The sequence below is a fragment of the Pseudomonas sp. N040 genome, assembly GCF_015637705.1.
Taxonomy (GTDB): Bacteria; Pseudomonadota; Gammaproteobacteria; order Pseudomonadales; family Pseudomonadaceae; genus Aquipseudomonas.
Map to the genome: position 1 here is coordinate 80,933 of NZ_JADOBE010000001.1, position 17,901 is coordinate 98,833.

The following is a 17,901-nucleotide window of genomic DNA, read 5'->3' on the forward strand; positions in this document are numbered from 1 at the left end:
CTTGCCCGGAGCACGCCCATGTCCCACCCCTTTGCCGCCCTGACCCCCGATCTGGTGCTGGATGCCGTGGAAAGCCTGGGCTACCTGAGCGATGCCCGCGTGCTGGCCCTCAACAGCTACGAAAACCGCGTGTACCAGGTCGGCATCGAGGACGCGACGCCGTTGATTGCCAAGTTCTATCGCCCGGATCGCTGGAGCGATGCGGCAATCCGCGAGGAACATGCCTTCAGCGCCGAACTGGCCGAATGCGACATTCCGGTGGTGGCGCCACTCATGCGCGACGGCGAGACCCTGTTCACGCACGCCAGTTTCCGCTTCGCCCTGTTCCCGCGGCGCGGTGGCCGCGCACCGGAGCCGGGCAACCTGGAGCAGCTGTACCGCCTCGGCCAGCTGCTCGGCCGCCTGCACGGGGTCGGTGCGACCAAGCCGTTCCTGCACCGCGAAAGCCTGACCGTGGCCAATTTCGGGCACGCTTCGCTGGCCACCCTGCTGGACGGCAACTTCATTCCGCGCAGCCTGCTGCCCGCCTACGAGTCGGTGGCGCGCGACCTGCTCAAGCGCCTCGACGAGCTGTTCGCCCGCGTGCGCTACACCTCGATTCGCCTGCACGGTGACTGCCACCCGGGCAACCTGCTGTGCCGTGATGACAGTTTCCATATCGTCGATCTCGACGACTGCCGCATGGGACCGGCCCTGCAGGACCTGTGGATGATGATCGGGGGTGGCGAACGGCACGAACGGCTCAGCCAGCTGGCCGAACTGATTGACGGTTACCAGGAATTCCACGACTTCGACAGCCGCGAACTGCCGCTCCTCGAAGGCCTGCGCAGCCTGCGCCTGATCCACTACAGCGCCTGGCTGGCACGGCGCTGGGATGACCCGGCCTTTCCCATGAGCTTTCCCTGGTTCGGCAGCGAGCGCTACTGGGGCGAGCAGATCCTGATCCTGCGCGAACAGCTGGCAGCGCTGGACGAAGAGCCATTGCGCCTGTTCTAGGCGCCTGCCCCGGGTGGAGCGGTCGCGTTTCTCGGCCTTGCCCGACCACCGCGACTAAAACTGAGGCCTAGGCGCTAGGACGCTTTCGGACCACTCAGCAGCAGGTCGGCGACATTCTCCGGCAGACTCTCCAGCGGCAGATCGGCCAGTTGCTCCAGCGGTTGCGGCCGGCCAATGAAATAGCCCTGGGCGTAATCGATGCCCAATTGCTTCAGGCAATCGAGGCTGGCCTGGTTCTCGACAAATTCGGCCACGGTCCGCAGGCCAAGCTTGCGGGCAATCTGCACCATCGAGCGGACCATGGCCTGATTGATCGGGTCGTTCTCGATGTTGTTGATGAACGCTCCGTCGATTTTCAGCAGGTCCAGCGGCAGCTTGCGCAGATAGGCGTAGGACGCAAAGCCGCTGCCAAAGTCATCGAGGGCCACTTTCAGGCCGCGGGCGCGCAGCCCGGCGATCCACTCCGCAGAGGCGCCCAACTCGCCGAGGGCGACCATTTCCGTAACTTCGATACAGATCTTTTGCGCTGGTAACTGATGCTGGTCGAGCAACTGGCCAAGCAGGTCATGGAAACCCTGATCGAGCAGCGAAGGGGCGGTCAGGTTGATATTGACCTGCCCCAACTGGGCGCGGTGCTTCGGATTTTCCGCCAGCCACTGGCACAACCGCATCAATACCCAGCGATCGATGGCCACCAGAAACCCGTAGCGTTCGGCGGCCACCAGAAATTGTCCGGGGGCAATCCATTCATGGGTGCGCGGATCGCGATAACGCAACAGCACCTCATAGTGCCAACCAGGCTCCTGCTGCTGCAGCGATAGCACCGGCTGGAAGAACAACTCGAACTGATTCAGCTCGATGGCCTCGCGCAGACGGGAAATCCATTGCAGCTGACGCTGGTTCTCGAGCAGAACCCGGTCCTCGGGGTTGAAGCAGTGCACCCGATTGCGACCGTGATGCTTGGCCAGTTGGCTGGCGCTGTCGGCCCAGCTGAGGGCGGTCTGCCAGTCGCTGACGTTGTCATTCAGCTCAAGCAGACCGATGCTGACAAACAGACGGAAAGGTCGTCCCTCCCAGCTGAAGACAAACTGCTCGACGCCGTTGCGCAGCACTTCAGCCTGCCGGATGGCCGCCGACAGGTCGCTTTCGCCGAGCAGGATGGCAAATTCATCCCCACCGATCCGCGCCAGCACCGCATGCGCCGGCAACTGCGCCTGCATGCTGCTGGACAGCTGCCGCAGCAGCAGGTCGCCGGCGGTATGCCCGCACAGGTCATTGACCTGCTTGAACTGGTCGAGGTCGAGGTAGAGCAGATAGGCAAACCGCCCCCCGCTACCATCGATGCTTTCCTGCAGTTGCCGCTCCAGTTCGCGACGATTGAGCAGGCCGGTCAGCGGATCATGTGCGGCCAGCCTGGAGAGTTCCTGCTCCAGCTGCCGGCGTTCACTGAAATCCACCACCACGCCTTCGACATTGTCCTGCCCGGACTGTATGTGCAGTGACAGATGCACCCAGTGGGTCGCGCCGTCCAGGCCGCGCAGCTGGAATTCGCCACTGGCGTGCGGGCGCTGGACGCTCAACTGCGCGACCAGCGCCGCCCACTCCCCGGGCTTGAGCATGGCGGCCAGCGAATTGCGCCGCAGGCTGCGCAGGTCGCTCTGGTGCAAGCCGAGCATGCGCATCATGCTCGGGTTGGCTTCCAGCAGATTGCCTGCGGGGGTGCTGCGGAAAATACCTTCCGAAGCATTCTTGAACAGCGCGCGGTACTGCTCCAGGTTGTCAATAGCCTCGGTCTGGCTGCTGATCAGCTGCTTGCGCACATTCTCCAGCTGACGGCCATTGAGCAGGCCGAACAGGAACACACTGATGACCGGCAGATAATTGGTCAGCGCCAGCAGCAGCGGATGGCGTGGCAACACGCCGGTGCGCACCAGAGGCAGCAACAGCATGACCAGCAGGACTGCCGACCAGATCAGGATCACTTCCTTTGAATATTGGCGCTTGAGCCTTAGCGCATACAGCGAGACGCCTAACTGGAATATGCCAGCCACCAGGGTCATCAGGGTGGACAGACGGGCCCAGCGGTGGTCGCTGAGGTCCAGCAGTACCAGCATTTCAATTACGAGAATCAGGCAGAACAGCAGGTTGCGCAGATTGCTGATCCAGCGTTGCTGCAAATTCAGCGTACTGAGAATGAACAGGGTGCTGAAGCACAGCGTCAGCCCTCCGGTCAGGTTGGTCTCGATCGGCTGGGCCAGTGGCAGGTCCGGCCACAGCAGCAGGCTGGTCAGGCCGCTGATGCTGGCGTAGTACCAGGACACCAGAAGCACGCTGATGGTGTAGTAACCCAGTTGGCGCTCGCGCAGCACCGTGAACTTGGCCAGATGGAACAGCCCGATAATCAGCAAGGCGCCGAAAATCAGTCCGCTTTGCGTCCAACCAGCCGCTATCAGGTTGGCCTTGGCGCTCTCCGGTACCAGCCTGAGCGGCAGGCTGAGGTTCGAGCTGCTGTGTATCCGCAGGACGATATCCTGGGTGGAAGCGCGTCCCAGCGTGGGCAATGGCAGCAGAAAGGCAGGGAAGGGTTCGGCGCGAGCGGAAAATGCATGCAGGTCGCCAGTAGCGCGATACAAGGCCAGTTGACCCTCGATATAGACCCACATTTCAATTTCGTCGATAAACGGGTTGCCCAACTCCAGCAGGAACTGGCTGCCGGATGGCCCGCTTAGGCTGAAGCCCGCCCAGTACGTGCTGCTGCTGTACCCCAGCGAGGTCCGGCCATGCACTGTTTCGCCAGCGTCCTTCAGCAGCGGCAAGGCCGTACGAATCTGCAGTGCGCTGTCTTTGTCCTCCAGCAGGCGCAGCACTGCAATTTCGCTGATTTCCTCCGCTTGCGCCTGGCTCAAGGCAGTCAGCGGCAAGCTCGCATGGGCCATTTGCGCAGACAGTGCCAACCAGCACACCAGGCCTAGCAGCCAGCGAAGGGAAAGCGCCATCGGGTCGAGTCCTGAAAAATAGTTGCTAGGCAGTCCGTGAAGTGCCGGGCTCGTATGCTTTTTTCTGACAGTCTAGCCCAGACTGCCAAGCAGATTGTGCGCTTATTGCGTGGAAAGTCAGGCTGCCCTGCGGCGAATGGGCAAATCACCGCCCTGCGCTGAATTATCTGCCGGGACAGTTGTCGACTTTTAACTGGCGTTGACCTTGAGTGACAGAAGCCCTGCCCGGTTCGACTGAGCCGCCGACAGGAGAAGATGCATTTTTTCCCGACCTGCGGGACAATGTGTACAAGTGTTCACTTGTTGGTGTTTTCGAGGTAACTCTCCTTATGTGGTACTACGGCCTTCTCGACCTGTCCGCCTGGCAACTGGTAGCGGTGACGCTGGTGCTGACGCATATCACCATTGTCAGCGTGACGGTCTATCTGCACCGGTTTTCCGCGCACCGTGCGCTGGACCTGCACCCTGCCCTGCAGCACTTCTTCCGTTTCTGGCTATGGCTGACCACGGCGCAGAACACCCGCGAGTGGACGGCCATCCACCGCAAGCACCACGCCAAGTGCGAAACCGTCGACGACCCGCACAGCCCGGTGATCAAAGGGCTGCGCACGGTACTGCTGACCGGCGCAGAGCTGTACCGGGCCGAGGCGGAGAACCCGGAAACCCTGCGCATCTATGGCAAGAACTGCCCGGAAGACTGGATCGAGCGCAACCTCTACTCGCGCTTCCCGATCGGCGGCATCGCAATCATGGCGCTGCTCGACCTGGCCCTGTTCGGTGTGCTCGGCATGACCGTCTGGGCGGTGCAGATGATGTGGATTCCGGTGTGGGCCGCGGGTGTGGTCAACGGCCTTGGCCACGCAATCGGCTACCGCAACTTCGAGTGCCGTGACGCCGCGACCAACCTGTCGCCCTGGGGCATCCTGATCGGCGGCGAGGAGCTGCACAACAACCACCACACCTACCCGAACTCGGCGAAACTGTCGGTGAAGAAGTGGGAGTTCGACCTGGGCTGGGCGTGGATCCAGCTGTTCAGCTTCCTGCGCCTGGCCAAGGTCCAGCGTGTGGCGCCGATCGCGCATCGCGTGGCCGGCAAGCAGCACCTGGACATGGACACGGCGATCGCCATTTTGAACAACCGTTTCCAGATCATGGCGCAGTACCGCAAGCTGGTGATCGGCCCGCTGGTCAAGCAGGAACTGGCCAAGGCCGACGACTCGGTGCGTCACCTGTTCCGCCGCGCCAAGCGCCTGCTGGCCCGCGAAACCAGCCTGCTCAGTGAGCAGCATGAGGCGCGGATTGCCGCCATGCTGGCGCAGAGCCAGGCACTCAGGGTGATCTACGAGAAGCGCCTGGCCCTGCAGCAGATCTGGGTCAGGACCAGTGCCAATGGCCACGACATGCTGGCGGCGATCAGCGAGTGGGTACATGAGGCCGAGGCCAGCGGCATCCAGTCATTGCGCGAGTTTGCGCTGCAGCTGCAAAGCTACTCGCTGCGACCGGCCGGCGCACGCTGATCTGCGCCCCTGGCTGAGCAACCAGCCCGGGGCTCAGCCTGGCAGCGCCGGCTTATCCCCGCTGTCACCCGCTTCCCCGCTAGCACCCAGCGCCTGCCGATAGCGGCGCGGGCCTTGCCCTGCCTGCTTGCTGAAGGCATGACTGAAATTGGCCACATCGCCATAACCGAGCCGGTAGGCGATCTGCGAGATCGACTGCTGACGGTCGGCGAGCAACTGGCAGGCGCGCGCATGTCGAATCCGCTTGCCCATGTCCCGCAGTGACTGCCCTTCGGCAGCCAGGTAACGCGTCAGGGTCGCCGGGCTGATGCTGAGCAGTTCGGCAATCTGTTCCCGGGTTGGCTGGCAGCCTTCGGCCTCGCGCAGGATCAGCGCAACCCATTCCCCCCAGCGCGTCGTGCGGACAAATTTGCGATGCAGCACTTGCAGCTCTTCAGCACTGGTTTCCGGATGCGGGGTCAATACCTCGCCAGTGATCAGCGGGGCGACCAGTTCCGGCCACTGTAATGGCAAGTCGAGCACCTCGGCCTTGAACACGCAGCGCACCGCCGGCATCGGCAGCGCGGCAAAATGCACGCGGGTCGGATGCAGCTCCGCATAGCGCGCGACATGCGGCGGGGCTTCCATCGACAGGTAGATGTCAAGGGCCGGCAGGCGCTGGTGAAACATGCCCAGGTACTCGGTATGCACGGCCAATGCGTATTGTTCCTCGAAGAAGCGCAGGGTGGCTGCGCTCATGTAGGCTGCCGGGCGCCAGGTAAACTCGCCGGTGCTGGCGCTGCGCTGGTAGTGCAGGATAAAGCTCGGCGTCACCAGCCGGTAAAAGCGGCAGAGCATGCGCAGCAGTTCGTCGATGCTGCGGCAGCGTCGCAGCATCGCGACAAGCCCCAGATGGTGATCCATCTTGATCCGCCGCCCCAGCTCGAAGCCCAGATCGGTGCGCCCCAGCTGCTGGCTGGTAGCGCAGACCAGGGCGTCGACCTGGGTCATGGTCAGCGCATAGTCCGGCTGGCGGAAAACCTCCTCCTCGATCTGCGCCGCAGCCAGGGCCACCTGCAGGCACTCTGCCGGGGCATTGCGCAGAAACTCCAGCAGCGGCGCGGCATAGCGCGCGGGATAGAGGGGTTCGAAAAGGGGCATGGCCGGGCTCGCTGCGGATATGTCTGCACGCTAACACTTTGCGCTTAAATCACAAGTTTGCCGGGCTAGCCGGTTGCATACTTGCCCTACCATTGGGTGGTGCCGCTGCCCAAGCCTGCGAGGCGAACATGAACCTGACTTACGAAGAACGCACCTGCCGAGTCAATGGCATGGACATGCATGTGGTGATCGCTGGTGAAGGGCCGCCAGTGCTGCTGGTACATGGCTTTCCGGATACCCATCAGGTATGGCGCAAGCAGATCCCGGCTCTGGTCGAGGCCGGCTATCGGGTGATCGCGCCGGACACCCGCGGTTGCGGCGACAGCAGCCTGTCGCCGCGGGTCGCCGACTACCGTTTGGACAATCTGGTGGCCGACCTGGTTGGCCTGCTCGACGTGCTGGAAATCGACCAGGTGCGCCTGGTCGCCCACGACTGGGGCGCCATGCAGGCCTGGCACCTGGTGCTGCAGCAACCGCAGCGCGTAGAACGCTTCATCGTGCTCTCGGTCGGCCATCCCACCGCGTACGGCAATGGCGGCCTGGTGCAGAAGTTCAAGGGCTACTACATCCTGCTGATGCAGTTGCGCGGGCTGATGGAATGGCTGTCGACCTGCGCCAACTGGTTCCTGTTCCGCCAGATGACCCACTTTCCGGCGGAATTCCCGCACTGGCAGGCCCAGCTGTCCAAACCCGGCCGGCTGACCGCCGGGATGAATTACTACCGGGCCAATCCGGGCATGATCCTGCCGCGCGAGTGGCCTTCGGCGCGGGTGCCGGTGTTCGGCGTCTGGAGCAGCGGCGACCGGTTTCTCGCCGAGGGCCAGATGATCGCCAGCGAGCGCTACGTCCGCGGCCCTTGGCGCTATGCGCGGATCGATGGCGCCAATCACTGGCTGCAGCTGGATGCCGCGGAAAAATTCAACCCCTTGCTACTCGACTATCTCGCCACCCCCAAGGAGTCCCTGTGAAAAACTACCGACTGGAACTGATTCTCGCCGTGCTGTTCATGGCACTTTACCTGGCCTTTGCCCACTGGCAGGCACCGGGCAGCAAACTGAGCAGCGCCGAAATCGACGGCTATGTGCAGCGGATCGAGCAGGGCACGGCCTTCATGCCCGCCGAGCAGCGCGCGGCATTCATCAAGCATCTGCGCGCCTGGGGCGAATCCGATGACGGCCAGCCGGCCTACAACCTCAACCTGATGCGCTTCCACAAGGAACTGCAGCAGGTCCCAGGCGTGCAACTGCATGGCAGCACCCCGGAAGAAGCCAATGCCTTCTACGAGGCGACCACCCTCGGCATCGCCGCGCGCCTGGGTGTGTCCATGCCCTTTGGCGGCGCGGCCCAGGCGGTCCAGTCCGGAACCGAGCCAAGTACCAACCTGATCACTTACGAGCCGGCCCTGGACAACTGGAGTCGCGTGCTGATCGTGCGCTACCCCTCGCGTCGCGCTTTCTTCGAACTGGTCAGCGACCCGGAATACCTCAAGGTCATGCCCAACAAGCTGGGCTCGCTGATGGTGGTGCTGACGCCGGTGAACGGTGCTACCGTGCTGCCAGTGCCAAGCGTGATGTTCGGCGGCGCTCTGCTGTTCCTGTTCATGCTGATCGGCTGGATTCGTGCCGCCCGGCGGACTGCCTGAGCCACCCGCGGAGGCTGCCGGGCTGGCAACCTCCGCGACAGCATTTGCGCTTCACCAAAAACAAACCCACCTGTCGGTGGGTTTGTTTTTGGTAGCTGGGCCCGCTTACTCGAAAATCACCGCGCCCCGCTCCAGGCTGCTCTCAACCCAGGGCCGGTAGCGTTGCTCGATCTGCTTGCGCCGCAGCTTCATGGTCGGTGTCAGCAAGCCGTTGGGGATACTCCACTCGGCATTGGTGACAAACATCTGCGGCATGCGCTCCCACGCCGGAAGCTCGCTATTGACCTCGTCGAGCAAGGCACCAAGTTGCGCCTGCAGCTCGACGCGCTCGCGCTTGAGGCCGTTTTCCGACGGGTAGACCAGCAGTGCGGGCTGATCAAGCCCGTGGCCAAACACGCAATACTGCGAGAGCAAAGCACTCCGGCCAAGCTTGCTTTCCAGCTCGGTCGGCCGGATGAACTTGCCCTTGGTGGTCTTGAACACTTCACTGATCCGCCCGGTGACCCACAGGCAGCCATCTTCATCTATGCAGCCAGAATCGCCGGTGTGATACCAGCCATCCACGATGGCTTGCGCAGTCTTTTCCGGCTCCTTGTAATAGCCCTTCATCAGACCCTTGCTGCGGAACAGTACCTCGCCGGCATCGGATATCTTCAGTTCGGCGCCCGGTGTTGGGCGCCCCACACAGCCCGCCTTGGGCTGATCGTTGTGCGTCCAGAAGCAGCCATGGATGAAGTTTTCGGTCATGCCGTAGCCGTCACGCAGGATCACCCCCAGTTTGATGAACCAGTCCTGCACATCGCGCGGGCACGGCGCGGCGCCGGTGATGATGGCGCGCGCCTCGGCCAGGCCCAGCGTACGCACGATCCCGGCCTTTACCTCGGTCGACAGGCCGGCTTGGGCCGCAGGCGGAATCTTCGCATCGACACCTTCCTTGAACTTGACCCACAGGCGCGGCACCGCGAAGAACAGGTGCGGCTGTACCGAGCGCAGCTCCTCGGCAAAGGTGGCCAGTCCCTCGCTGAAGGAGACTTCGCCGTTGCAATACAGTGAAGCCATTTCGACGATGATGCGCTCAGCGGCATGGGACATCGGCAAGAACGAGAAAAAGCGAGTATTGCCCACCTCCATTCGGGTGCCGGCAATCATGTCTGGCAGAACGTGGCCGGGGGTGGCATGCAGATGCTCGACACCCTTGGGATTGCCGGTGGTGCCGGAGGTGTAAATGATGGTGAAGGTGGCGTCCGGATCCGGCACAGGCGACTCACCGAGGGGCTGGTGAGTCGCGAGAATCTCCTCAACCGAGTACTCGCAGGGCACCTTGCAGCCCAGCATGGCAATCCGCTGAATGCCGGCGGGAATCGCCTGGTCGGCTTCCTGCCACTGGTCGAAACCACCCAGGAAAACCAGTCGGCTCTCGCTGTGCTCAAGGATGTAGCGGGCGGACTGGATATCCTGCCCCGGATAGAGTGGCACGCTGATATGGCCAGCCAGCATGATGGCCAGATCGACGATTGGCCAGTCCTTGCTGTTGGATGACCAGATCGCGATCCGGCTACCGGCCGGCAACCCCTGGCTCCTGATAAAGGCGCCAAGACGGCGCACCGCATCGCCCACCTGCGCCCAGGTGTACTCGGTCCATTGCAGACTCTGCGGCTGACGCAGGTAGACCTGATGCGGGGTAGTGGTTTCCCAGTGGTAGAGCATTTCCAGTGGAGTCTTGACGGTCGCTGTGGTGGTCATTTTTTATTGTCCATTTGCTGTCGGCAGGCGCTGATCCGGGTAACGTCGATAGACTCTAGTGGTTATTCGACCCGACTGGCCAGCTTATCCATGCCCGCGTTACAACTTGCTTTGACAATTGTCGCCGGGGCCGACCGCGGGCATACGGCTATTGCGCACAGCAGCCACGCTGCGGACTGTGCACTTGGTCAGAAATCAGGGCAGTAGCTCACGCGCTGTTTGGCTACAGATGCCATGGGGGATAAAATGAAAAAATGGACGGGCAGCTCGCTCGTTGGCTCGTTGTCTGCGTGAAGGAATAACCATGCGTTTAAGCATTGCTCTGGCTGGACTGGTATCGATCGGATTGGCGCACGCGGCCCAGGCTGACTACAAGCTGGGGCTTGATGCCTATCAGAAAGGTGACTTCAAGACCGCCCTGGAGGAAGTGAAGCCGTCCGCCGAACAGGGCAACCCTTCCTCGCAGTTCGGCATGGGCCTGATGTACCGCAACGGCCAGGGCGTTCCACTCGACTACCAGCAGGCCCACAAGTGGTTCCAGCTAGCCGCGGAGCAGGGCAATGGCGCAGCACAGTTCAACCTCGGCATGATGTATCACAACGGCCAGGGCGTGACCAAGGACCTCAAGGAAGCTGCGCGACTCTACCGCCTGGCCGCAGACCAGGGCAATTTCCGGGCACAGTTCAATCTCGGCATCATGTACCAAATGGGTCAGGGTGTGCCGCAGGACTACAAGGAAGCCGCCCGCCTGCTGCGCCAGGCGGCCGACCAGAAGATGGCGGTGGCGCAGTTTGCCCTGGGCGGCCTGTATTTCACCGGTCATGGTGTGGCCCAGGACTACACCGAGGCGGTCAAGTGGTATCGCCTTGCCGCTGAACAGAAGACCCCGATCGCACTTATCGCCCTGAGTGGCATGTACGCCAATGGCCAGGGCGTGGCCAAGAGCCCGGTAGTGGCCTATGCACTGGCCAACGTGGTTGCCGAAAAGAACAAGACTTACGCCGGGCAGCGCGACACCCTGGCCGCCAAGCTGAATGCCGCGCAACTCAAGGAAGGGCAAAAGCTCACCCGCGAAATTGCTCTCGGCACGGCTGCGGTACTCGACCGCCATCTGGCGGCCAAGTAGTTCCGAACCCGGCAATTGTGACGCCCGGCCGGCAAGCCGGCGGGGCCGAGTGGAAGGTTAATCTGGGCTGAGTGGTCATTCCTGTGCGCATCATCATCCTGCTTGCCACCCTGTTTCTCACCGTAGTGCTGAATACCGCTCAGGCCGGGCTGGCCGAAGGGGTCGCCGCCATCGCCAAAGGCGATTTCAAGACCGCCCTGGTAGAGCTGCAACCGCTGGCCGAGCAGGGCAACCCGGATGCGCAATTCAACCTGGGGCTGATGTACTTCAATGGCACCGGCGTCCCGCAGGATGACCAGGCCGCGCTGAAGTGGTTTCGCCTGGCTGCCGATCAGGGCGATGCGTTTGCCCAGTTCGCCCTGGGCAACATGTACTTCATGGGGCGCGGCGTGGAAACGAACCTTGTGGCGAGTTACGCGCTGGGCAATCTGGCCGCCGCCGAAGTTCCTGGCTACTTCACCCAACCGGCGCAGATGCGCGACTTTGCTGCCGGAAAAATGAACGCACAGCAGCTGGAGGAAGGCCAGGCCCTCACTCGTGCAATGCGCGAAGGCAACCTGCTGACCGCGCTGGATGACTACCTGCAGGACAAGTGAGGCCTTGCTGGCGGCCGGCGCGCAAGCCCGGCACGGCCATGCGCCCAACAGGCAAATCCCGGAAACGAAAAAGGCCCATCTTGCGATGAGCCTAAGTCGTTGTATTTGATGGTGCCGGCACCAAGAATCGAACTCGGGACCTACTGATTACAAGTCAGTTGCTCTACCAGCTGAGCTATACCGGCATCAGGGGGCGCCATTATATCCATTGATGCAGGCGAGTAAACCGTCAAATGCGTGAGATCAGCTGGTTATGTTGCCCGGCATCGTTATGCACATTTGCAATGAAACCGTAACCTGCAACTAAAGACGGTTCCGCGCCATTTAATGAAAAATGCAACTCGTTGTTTTTAATGGCTTTAATTTTATGCGCCAAAAGCGTGCAGCCCGCTAAAGGCCTGTGCCGGCAAGGTCTTGCGGGCTTTTCCACAAAAGCATCAACAGACTTATCCACAGCCAGGCCCGGATTTCACTCGCGCTCGGCCAGCAGCAACAGGTTGCGCGGGGTCAGGCGGGTATCGCAGAAGCTGCCCAGGCGCACCCGGTAACCTTCAGCCTGCAGAAACAGTGCGCGATCCAGCAGTAACCAGACTTCCAGCGGCCGCCGGAACAGGCTGCGCAGCAACTCCAGGTTGCGCACATTGGCCAGCCGTTGCCAGCCAGCCGTTTCCAGTGTCGCCCAGTCATGTTCCCCACCGAGGTCAAGCTGCTTCACGCGAGCCAGTTCCGTACAGTAAGCGGCAAAGTCGCGCTGCAGCCAGGCCGGCGCCAGCGCTTCTGCCGGCAGGTACTCATCGACAGCGCGGACTTGCCGCTGCAGCAGGTCAAAGCCGAGCCGGCGCGCCATGGACAGATCGCGCAGCTTGCGCACGCGCTGGCCGGCGGTGACGGTTTCGCACTGCAGCAGGCGCAGATCATCCCTCTCCAGCTGCAAGGCGGACGCCCGGGCGGCGGCCGAGAGCGGCTGATAATGCTCGGCCCGGATGCGGTTATAGCAACAGGGGGCGATCGCCAGCTGTCGGCAGCCGGCCGCGCTGGCCAGCTGCATCAGGCGCACGTGCAAATCGCCACAGGCATGCAAGGCCACCGGCGTCTGGGCAGACTCCAGATAGCCGGCGGCCTCTTCTTGCAGCACGTCCAGCTCGATATGCCGTGCCGGAATTCCCAGCTTGCCGGACAGCCGTTGTCCGCTGCTGACCAGCTGCGCATCCCGTTCGACACAGCTCAGAGCGCTACCGTCCTGCGCCAGATAGCGCCCCAGATGGCCTTTGCCGGCGCACCAGTCGAGCCAATGCGCGGGCTGCTGGTGGAATTGCAGGCAGCTGCCGAAAGCCTCGATCTGTTGCCACTTGCGGCCCGGAACATCTACGCCAAGGCGGGTACCGGTGGCGGCCCGCGAGCGGCGCGGCAGTTGCCCGAGCTGGCCGAGTGCAATGGCCTGGCGCGCCAGTTCGGGGAACGGCGCTGGTGCCGCCAGCAGATGTGGCTGATTGTGCGCCGCCTCCGCCTGTTCGAGGTTCCTGGCGCGCAGCCAGCGGGCCAGTTGCGGGTGTTCAGTCTCCCAGCCCAGCTGCAGCGCGGTAAACGGCTTGGGCCGCCAGAGCTGCTGATGGGCGAACAGGAACTGATCCAGCGCGCGAAAGTGGGCCAGCAGTTGCGCGGGCGTTGCTAAATTGGTTTCAGGCACGCTCATGAGCATCCGGGAGACTGGCCTGCGCCTGGGTTGCCGGCCACCTCACGGGACCGGCACCACGTCAGCGGCCCTGGCAGGCGTCGACCCGCAAGTAGCGCTCGAGCTGCTTGAAGCCACGCACCATGACGTAGGAGATCAGCAGGTAGAACAACCCGGCAGCAAAAAATATCTCTACCGGCAGATAGGTCCGCGCAATGATGGTGCGCGCCATGCCGGTCAGTTCCAGCAGGGTGATGGTGCTAGCCAGCGCGCTGGCCTTGAGCATCAGGATCACTTCGTTGCTGTAGGCCGGCAACCCGATTCGCGTGGCCCGTGGCATGGTGATGTAGAACAGCGTTTGCCACTTGGACATGCCCAGCGCGCGCGCCGCTTCGATCTCCCCTGGCGGAATGGCCTGAATCGCACCGCGAATGATTTCCGCGATATAGGCCGCGGTGTGCAGGGTCATGGTGATCACCGCGCACCAGAAGGGGCTGCGCAGGTAGGGCCAGAGCGGTCCGTCACGAATGATGTCGAACTGTGGCAAGCCGTAATACACCAGGAACAGCTGAACCAGCAGCGGTGTCCCGCGGAAGAAGAAGATGTAACCGTACGGAAAGGCGCGCACGTACCAGCGCTGCGAGGCACGCGCCACGCCCAGCGGAATAGCCAGAATCAGCCCGGCCAGCACCGCAATCGCAACCAGCTCCAGCGTCAGCCAGGCGCCATCCAGCAACTTGGGCAGATACTTGATGATCACTTCCCAGTTCATGTCGCGCTCCTGACAAAACCACGGCTAGCCCGCTTCTCGAGGAAATGCATGCCGGTCATGGCGATCACCGTCAGGCTCAGGTAGATGAAGGCGGCGACCAGGAAAAAGGTGAAGGGCTCCTTGCTCGACGTCACGGCGATTTGCGAGCGCCGCATGATTTCCTCCAGGCCGATGACAGAGACCAGCGCCGTGTCTTTCATCAGGATCATGAACAGGTTACCCAGCCCAGGCAGGGCGATGCGCCACATTTGCGGCAAGATGATGCGCCAGAAGATGCGGGCCTTGCTCAGCCCCAGCGCCAGTCCGGCTTCACGGTGGCCCTTGGGGATGGCCAGGATGGCACCACGGAACACCTCGGTGGCATAGGCACCGAAGCACAGGCCCAGGGCAATGGTGCCGGCCGCAAAGGCGTTCAGCTCCAGCCCGGGGTTGTTGAAGAACTCACCGATGCTGCGCATCAGGTTGACGGTGCCGAAATAGATCAGCAGCACCCAGAGCAGCTCGGGGACACCACGAACCAGTGTCGAATAGGTACCGCCCAGCAATTGCAGGGACTTGTGCGGTGAGGTTTTGCCCAGTGCGCCCAGCAAGCCGAGCACCAGGCCGACCGACAAGGCTGAGAGCGCCAGCTTGATGGTCATCAGGGTGCCGGCTGCCAGCGCCGGACCGAATCCGTAGAGATCGAAGTTCATGGTTGCTCGTTGGCCGGCGCGGCCTTAAGGGACCGCGCCGGTCAGGCAGGTCAGTAGATGCTGAAGGGGAAGTACTTGTCGTTGATCTTCTTGTAGGTGCCGTCATCGACAATGGCTTTCAGTGCGGCATTCAGCTTGGCAACCAGCGGGTCACCCTTGCGCACGGCAATGCCGATCTGGTCGTTGTCGAACACTGGCTCACCTTTGAACTCGAAGCCCTTGCCGGCGTCGCTCTTGAGCCATTCCCAGTTGACGAACTTGTCCGCCAGCACGCCATCGACGCGACCGGAGCTGAGGTCGAGGTAGGCGTTTTCCTGAGTGTCGTACAGCTTGATCTCGACCACGTCGCTGAGGTTGTCTTCCAGCCAGGTACCGGCGATGGTGGCACGCTGGGCGCCGATCACCTTGCCTTTCAGGCTGGCCTTGTCGGTCTTGAAGTCGGCAGCTTTCGGGCCGATGAACTGCAGCTTGTTGGTGTAGTAGGGGTTGGTGAAATCAACCGCCTGCTTGCGCTCGTCGGTGATCGACATGGAGGCGACGATGAAGTCGAACTTCTTGGCGTTGAGGGCCGGGATGATGCCGTCCCAGTCAGAAGTGACCACTTCGCAGTCGGCTTTCATCTGGGCGCACAGCGCATTGGCGATGTCGATATCAAAGCCGACGACCTTGCCGCTGGCATCGATCAGGTTGAAGGGTGGGTAGGCGCCCTCGGTGCCGATCTTCAGTTTTTCGGCAGCCACTGCGCTGGTGCCCAGGGCGAAAGTGGCAACTGCGGCGAACAGAATCTTCTGGTAGCTCTTCATGCGGTATTTCTCCGTTAGCGATTACTGGACATGAACTGTTTACAGCGAGCCGACAGCGGGTTGTCAAACACCTGCTCAGGCGTTCCTTGCTCCTCCACCAGGCCCTGGTGAAGGAATACCACTTCGCTCGAGACATTCCGGGCGAACTGCATTTCGTGGGTAACCAGCAGCATGGTGCGCCCTTCCTCAGCCAGGGCGCGGATTACTGCAAGCACTTCCTGGACCATTTCCGGATCGAGCGCCGAGGTAGGCTCATCGAACAGGATGACTTTCGGCTGCATCGCCAGCGTGCGCGCAATGGCCGCGCGCTGCTGCTGCCCGCCGGAGAGCTGGGCCGGATAGACATGCCGCTTGTCGGCGATGCCAACCTTGGCCAGCAGGGCCTCGGCCACCTCCGTCGCCTCGGCCTTGCTCTGCCCCAGCACCCGGCGGGGCGCCTCGATGATGTTGTCAAGCACGCTCATGTGCGGCCACAGATTGAAATTCTGGAAGACGAAGCCGATTTCGCTGCGAATCCGGTTGATCTGCCGATTATCGGCAGCCACCAGTTCGCCATTCTTCGAAGGTTTGAGCTTGAGCTCTTCACCGGCAACGATGATCTGGCCCTGATGCGGGTTTTCCAGCAGGTTGATGCAACGCAGAAAGGTGGACTTGCCGGAGCCGGAGGAACCGAGAATGGAAATGACATCCCCGTCACGCGCGGTCAGGGAAATGCCCTTGATGACTTCGAGGTCGCCATAGCGTTTGTGCAGGTTGCGAATTTCCAGCGCGGGCGTAGCCTCGGCCATGGGTAATCCTCATTTTGACAAGTGCGCTTCCGCGCTGGTTATGGCCTTCCTGGCGAGTGGTGAACCTAGCATAGCGTCAGGAGCCGCGCCAAGCGCCCACGGCAGGCTGAGCGCCCCGCTGGGGACATGTTGTCGCATCACCACAGTCAGCTGTCGCTTCAGCTAACAATCTGCGCACCCAACTTCATTCGCAACAGCGATTTTCGTCTTGAGCTGGATAGTCTGCGCGGCAAAGCTCTGCTAAAACACACAACAGCGCCCGGAGGAAACCCATGAAGAAAGTTTCAGAAATCCTAAAGTCGAAAGACAGCAATCTTCTGTTCACTGTAACTCCCGCCACCACTGTGCTGGAAGCCGCGATGCTGATGGCCGAGAAGGGCGTTGGTGCACTGCTCGTTCTGGAAGGCGAACAGATGGTCGGAATTGTCAGCGAGCGCGACTATATTCGCCGGGTAGCCCTGTTCGAGCGCTCGGCGTTAGGTACCACAGTGGGCGAGATCATGACTGCCGACGTACTGACCGTGTCGCCACTGGACGGCACCCAGCATTGCATGCAACTGATGACCAACAAGCGCCTGCGGCATCTGCCGGTAGTCGAGGAGGGCAAATTGCTCGGACTGCTCTCGATCGGCGACCTGGTCAAGGATGTGATGCAGGAACAGCAGAACATGATCAATCATCTGGAGAAATACATCCGCGGGGAGTGAGCCAGGCCTTGCGTATAGTCCTTCTCGCCAACACACCGCAGCAGTTGCAGACAATAAAAACCCGCCGCAGGCGGTTTTTTGTTTTCAGGGTGCTTTGCAGTTGCTGAAGAACAGTCCCCCTCAGGAATCAGTGGCACCACTGCCTTTCGCAGGGAATGCCATCAGCTTCTCCATCCATTTGCGTGCCCGGACAGTTGCGCAGGAAGTACATGGCCTCCTCGCAGGAATGCATCTGCGAGCAATGTGTTCGACCGTCACAGTGATAGCTCTCCGCGGCTTTCGCTGAAGAGCGCACAGCCGCCGGCGCCGCACCCAGGGGCAGGAAGCTCGGCTGCGGCGCCTGCAGCACTGGCGCACTCAGGACACTGCCGTCCTCGGCAATGTTGGTGAGTACCGGACTCTCGGACGGCTTCAGGTAGTAGTCCCACAGGCCATAGCCAATGGCGAGTGCTATGAGAATTCGCTTCATCTTTACTGCCGTCATCCTTTGGCCCAAGAGGCCATGAAGCATGCTGCCGGTTCTGCAATCAATGGCCGCGAACTGCTGTGCTGCCGGGCCCGGATCATTGAATCGCAGCCAATAAAAAACCCCAAGCAATTTGGTTTCGCTTGGGGTTTTTCGGTATTAGTGGTGCCCAGGGACGGAATCGAACCGCCGACACGGGGATTTTCAATCCCCTGCTCTACCGACTGAGCTACCTGGGCAACGGG

Annotated in this window: 17 protein-coding genes and 2 tRNA genes; 7 read left to right on the forward strand and 12 right to left on the reverse strand. The window is 61.9% G+C overall.

Features of this window, described 5'->3' with window-relative positions:
• Window positions 1-18 precede the first annotated feature (18 nt).
• On the forward strand, window positions 19-996 hold the full coding sequence (locus ISX93_RS00355; protein ID WP_195776706.1) for a serine/threonine protein kinase: 978 nt from the start codon (window positions 19-21) through the stop codon (window positions 994-996).
• Window positions 997-1,070: 74 nt separating this feature from the next.
• Here the strand turns inward: ISX93_RS00355 and ISX93_RS00360 are convergent, their stop codons facing one another.
• Window positions 1,071-3,992 carry an EAL domain-containing protein gene (locus tag ISX93_RS00360; RefSeq protein ID WP_195776707.1) on the reverse strand — a complete coding sequence of 974 codons (2,922 nt, stop codon included), beginning with the start codon at window positions 3,990-3,992 and terminating at the stop codon, window positions 1,071-1,073.
• A 329-nt stretch (window positions 3,993-4,321) separates the two neighbouring features.
• Between ISX93_RS00360 and desA the strand changes: the two genes are divergently transcribed.
• Complete coding sequence (gene desA / locus ISX93_RS00365) at window positions 4,322-5,509, forward strand: delta-9 fatty acid desaturase DesA (RefSeq protein WP_195776708.1); 1,188 nt, start codon at window positions 4,322-4,324, stop codon at window positions 5,507-5,509.
• 33 nt (window positions 5,510-5,542) lie between these two features.
• Here the strand turns inward: desA and ISX93_RS00370 are convergent, their stop codons facing one another.
• The gene (locus tag ISX93_RS00370) at window positions 5,543-6,649 is read right to left on the reverse strand and encodes a helix-turn-helix domain-containing protein (RefSeq protein ID WP_195776709.1); all 1,107 of its coding nucleotides are present in this window, start codon (window positions 6,647-6,649) and stop codon (window positions 5,543-5,545) included.
• Between the two features lie 128 nt (window positions 6,650-6,777).
• Here ISX93_RS00370 and ISX93_RS00375 point away from each other — a divergent pair, with 128 nt between their 5' ends.
• Window positions 6,778-7,617, forward strand: a complete 840-nt coding sequence (locus tag ISX93_RS00375; protein ID WP_219840968.1) for an alpha/beta fold hydrolase — start codon at window positions 6,778-6,780, stop codon at window positions 7,615-7,617.
• Complete coding sequence (locus tag ISX93_RS00380; RefSeq protein ID WP_195776710.1) at window positions 7,614-8,291, forward strand: hypothetical protein; 678 nt, start codon at window positions 7,614-7,616, stop codon at window positions 8,289-8,291. The genes ISX93_RS00375 and ISX93_RS00380 overlap by 4 nt, the downstream gene beginning before the upstream one ends.
• A gap of 105 nt (window positions 8,292-8,396) precedes the next feature.
• Here ISX93_RS00380 and ISX93_RS00385 read toward each other — a convergent pair whose 3' ends face one another.
• Window positions 8,397-10,034, reverse strand: coding sequence for an AMP-binding protein (locus tag ISX93_RS00385; RefSeq protein WP_195776711.1), 1,638 nt, complete (start codon window positions 10,032-10,034; stop codon window positions 8,397-8,399).
• 304 nt (window positions 10,035-10,338) lie between these two features.
• On the opposite strand from ISX93_RS00385, the gene ISX93_RS00390 reads away from it, so the two are divergent.
• Together ISX93_RS00390 and ISX93_RS17060 are read left to right on the forward strand one after the other, a co-directional pair.
• Window positions 10,339-11,160, forward strand: a complete 822-nt coding sequence (locus tag ISX93_RS00390) for a tetratricopeptide repeat protein (protein ID WP_195776712.1) — start codon at window positions 10,339-10,341, stop codon at window positions 11,158-11,160.
• 71 nt (window positions 11,161-11,231) lie between these two features.
• Window positions 11,232-11,756 (forward strand): tetratricopeptide repeat protein, encoded by a 525-nt coding sequence (locus ISX93_RS17060; RefSeq protein ID WP_308705263.1) that lies wholly within the window; start codon window positions 11,232-11,234, stop codon window positions 11,754-11,756.
• 109 nt (window positions 11,757-11,865) lie between these two features.
• Here the strand turns inward: ISX93_RS17060 and ISX93_RS00400 are convergent.
• From ISX93_RS00400 to ISX93_RS00430, 7 genes are all read right to left on the reverse strand, one after another.
• A tRNA-Thr gene (locus ISX93_RS00400) sits at window positions 11,866-11,941 on the reverse strand.
• Window positions 11,942-11,985: 44 nt separating this feature from the next.
• Entirely contained in the window at window positions 11,986-12,210 is a 225-nt protein-coding gene (locus tag ISX93_RS00405; protein ID WP_195776713.1) for a hypothetical protein, read from the reverse strand.
• 15 nt (window positions 12,211-12,225) lie between these two features.
• On the reverse strand, window positions 12,226-13,449 hold the full coding sequence (locus ISX93_RS00410) for a methyltransferase (RefSeq protein ID WP_195776714.1): 1,224 nt from the start codon (window positions 13,447-13,449) through the stop codon (window positions 12,226-12,228).
• A 61-nt stretch (window positions 13,450-13,510) separates the two neighbouring features.
• Complete coding sequence (locus ISX93_RS00415; RefSeq protein ID WP_195776715.1) at window positions 13,511-14,200, reverse strand: ABC transporter permease; 690 nt, start codon at window positions 14,198-14,200, stop codon at window positions 13,511-13,513.
• Window positions 14,197-14,892 (reverse strand): ABC transporter permease, encoded by a 696-nt coding sequence (locus ISX93_RS00420; protein WP_195776716.1) that lies wholly within the window; start codon window positions 14,890-14,892, stop codon window positions 14,197-14,199. The genes ISX93_RS00415 and ISX93_RS00420 overlap by 4 nt, the downstream gene beginning before the upstream one ends.
• 50 nt (window positions 14,893-14,942) lie before the next feature.
• Window positions 14,943-15,695 carry an ABC transporter substrate-binding protein gene (locus ISX93_RS00425; RefSeq protein ID WP_195776717.1) on the reverse strand — a complete coding sequence of 251 codons (753 nt, stop codon included), beginning with the start codon at window positions 15,693-15,695 and terminating at the stop codon, window positions 14,943-14,945.
• A 14-nt stretch (window positions 15,696-15,709) separates the two neighbouring features.
• A complete protein-coding gene (locus ISX93_RS00430) occupies window positions 15,710-16,483 on the reverse strand; it encodes an ABC transporter ATP-binding protein (RefSeq protein WP_195776718.1) in 774 nt (257 codons plus the stop codon).
• Between the two features lie 272 nt (window positions 16,484-16,755).
• On the opposite strand from ISX93_RS00430, the gene ISX93_RS00435 reads away from it, so the two are divergent.
• On the forward strand, window positions 16,756-17,190 hold the full coding sequence (locus ISX93_RS00435) for a CBS domain-containing protein (RefSeq protein ID WP_195776719.1): 435 nt from the start codon (window positions 16,756-16,758) through the stop codon (window positions 17,188-17,190).
• Between the two features lie 127 nt (window positions 17,191-17,317).
• Here the strand turns inward: ISX93_RS00435 and ISX93_RS00440 are convergent, their stop codons facing one another.
• Both ISX93_RS00440 and ISX93_RS00445 read right to left on the reverse strand, forming a co-directional pair.
• Window positions 17,318-17,659 carry an excalibur calcium-binding domain-containing protein gene (locus ISX93_RS00440; protein ID WP_195776720.1) on the reverse strand — a complete coding sequence of 114 codons (342 nt, stop codon included), beginning with the start codon at window positions 17,657-17,659 and terminating at the stop codon, window positions 17,318-17,320.
• Window positions 17,660-17,819: 160 nt separating this feature from the next.
• Window positions 17,820-17,895 (reverse strand) — tRNA-Phe (locus tag ISX93_RS00445).
• Between the last annotated feature and the right edge of the window lie 6 nt (window positions 17,896-17,901).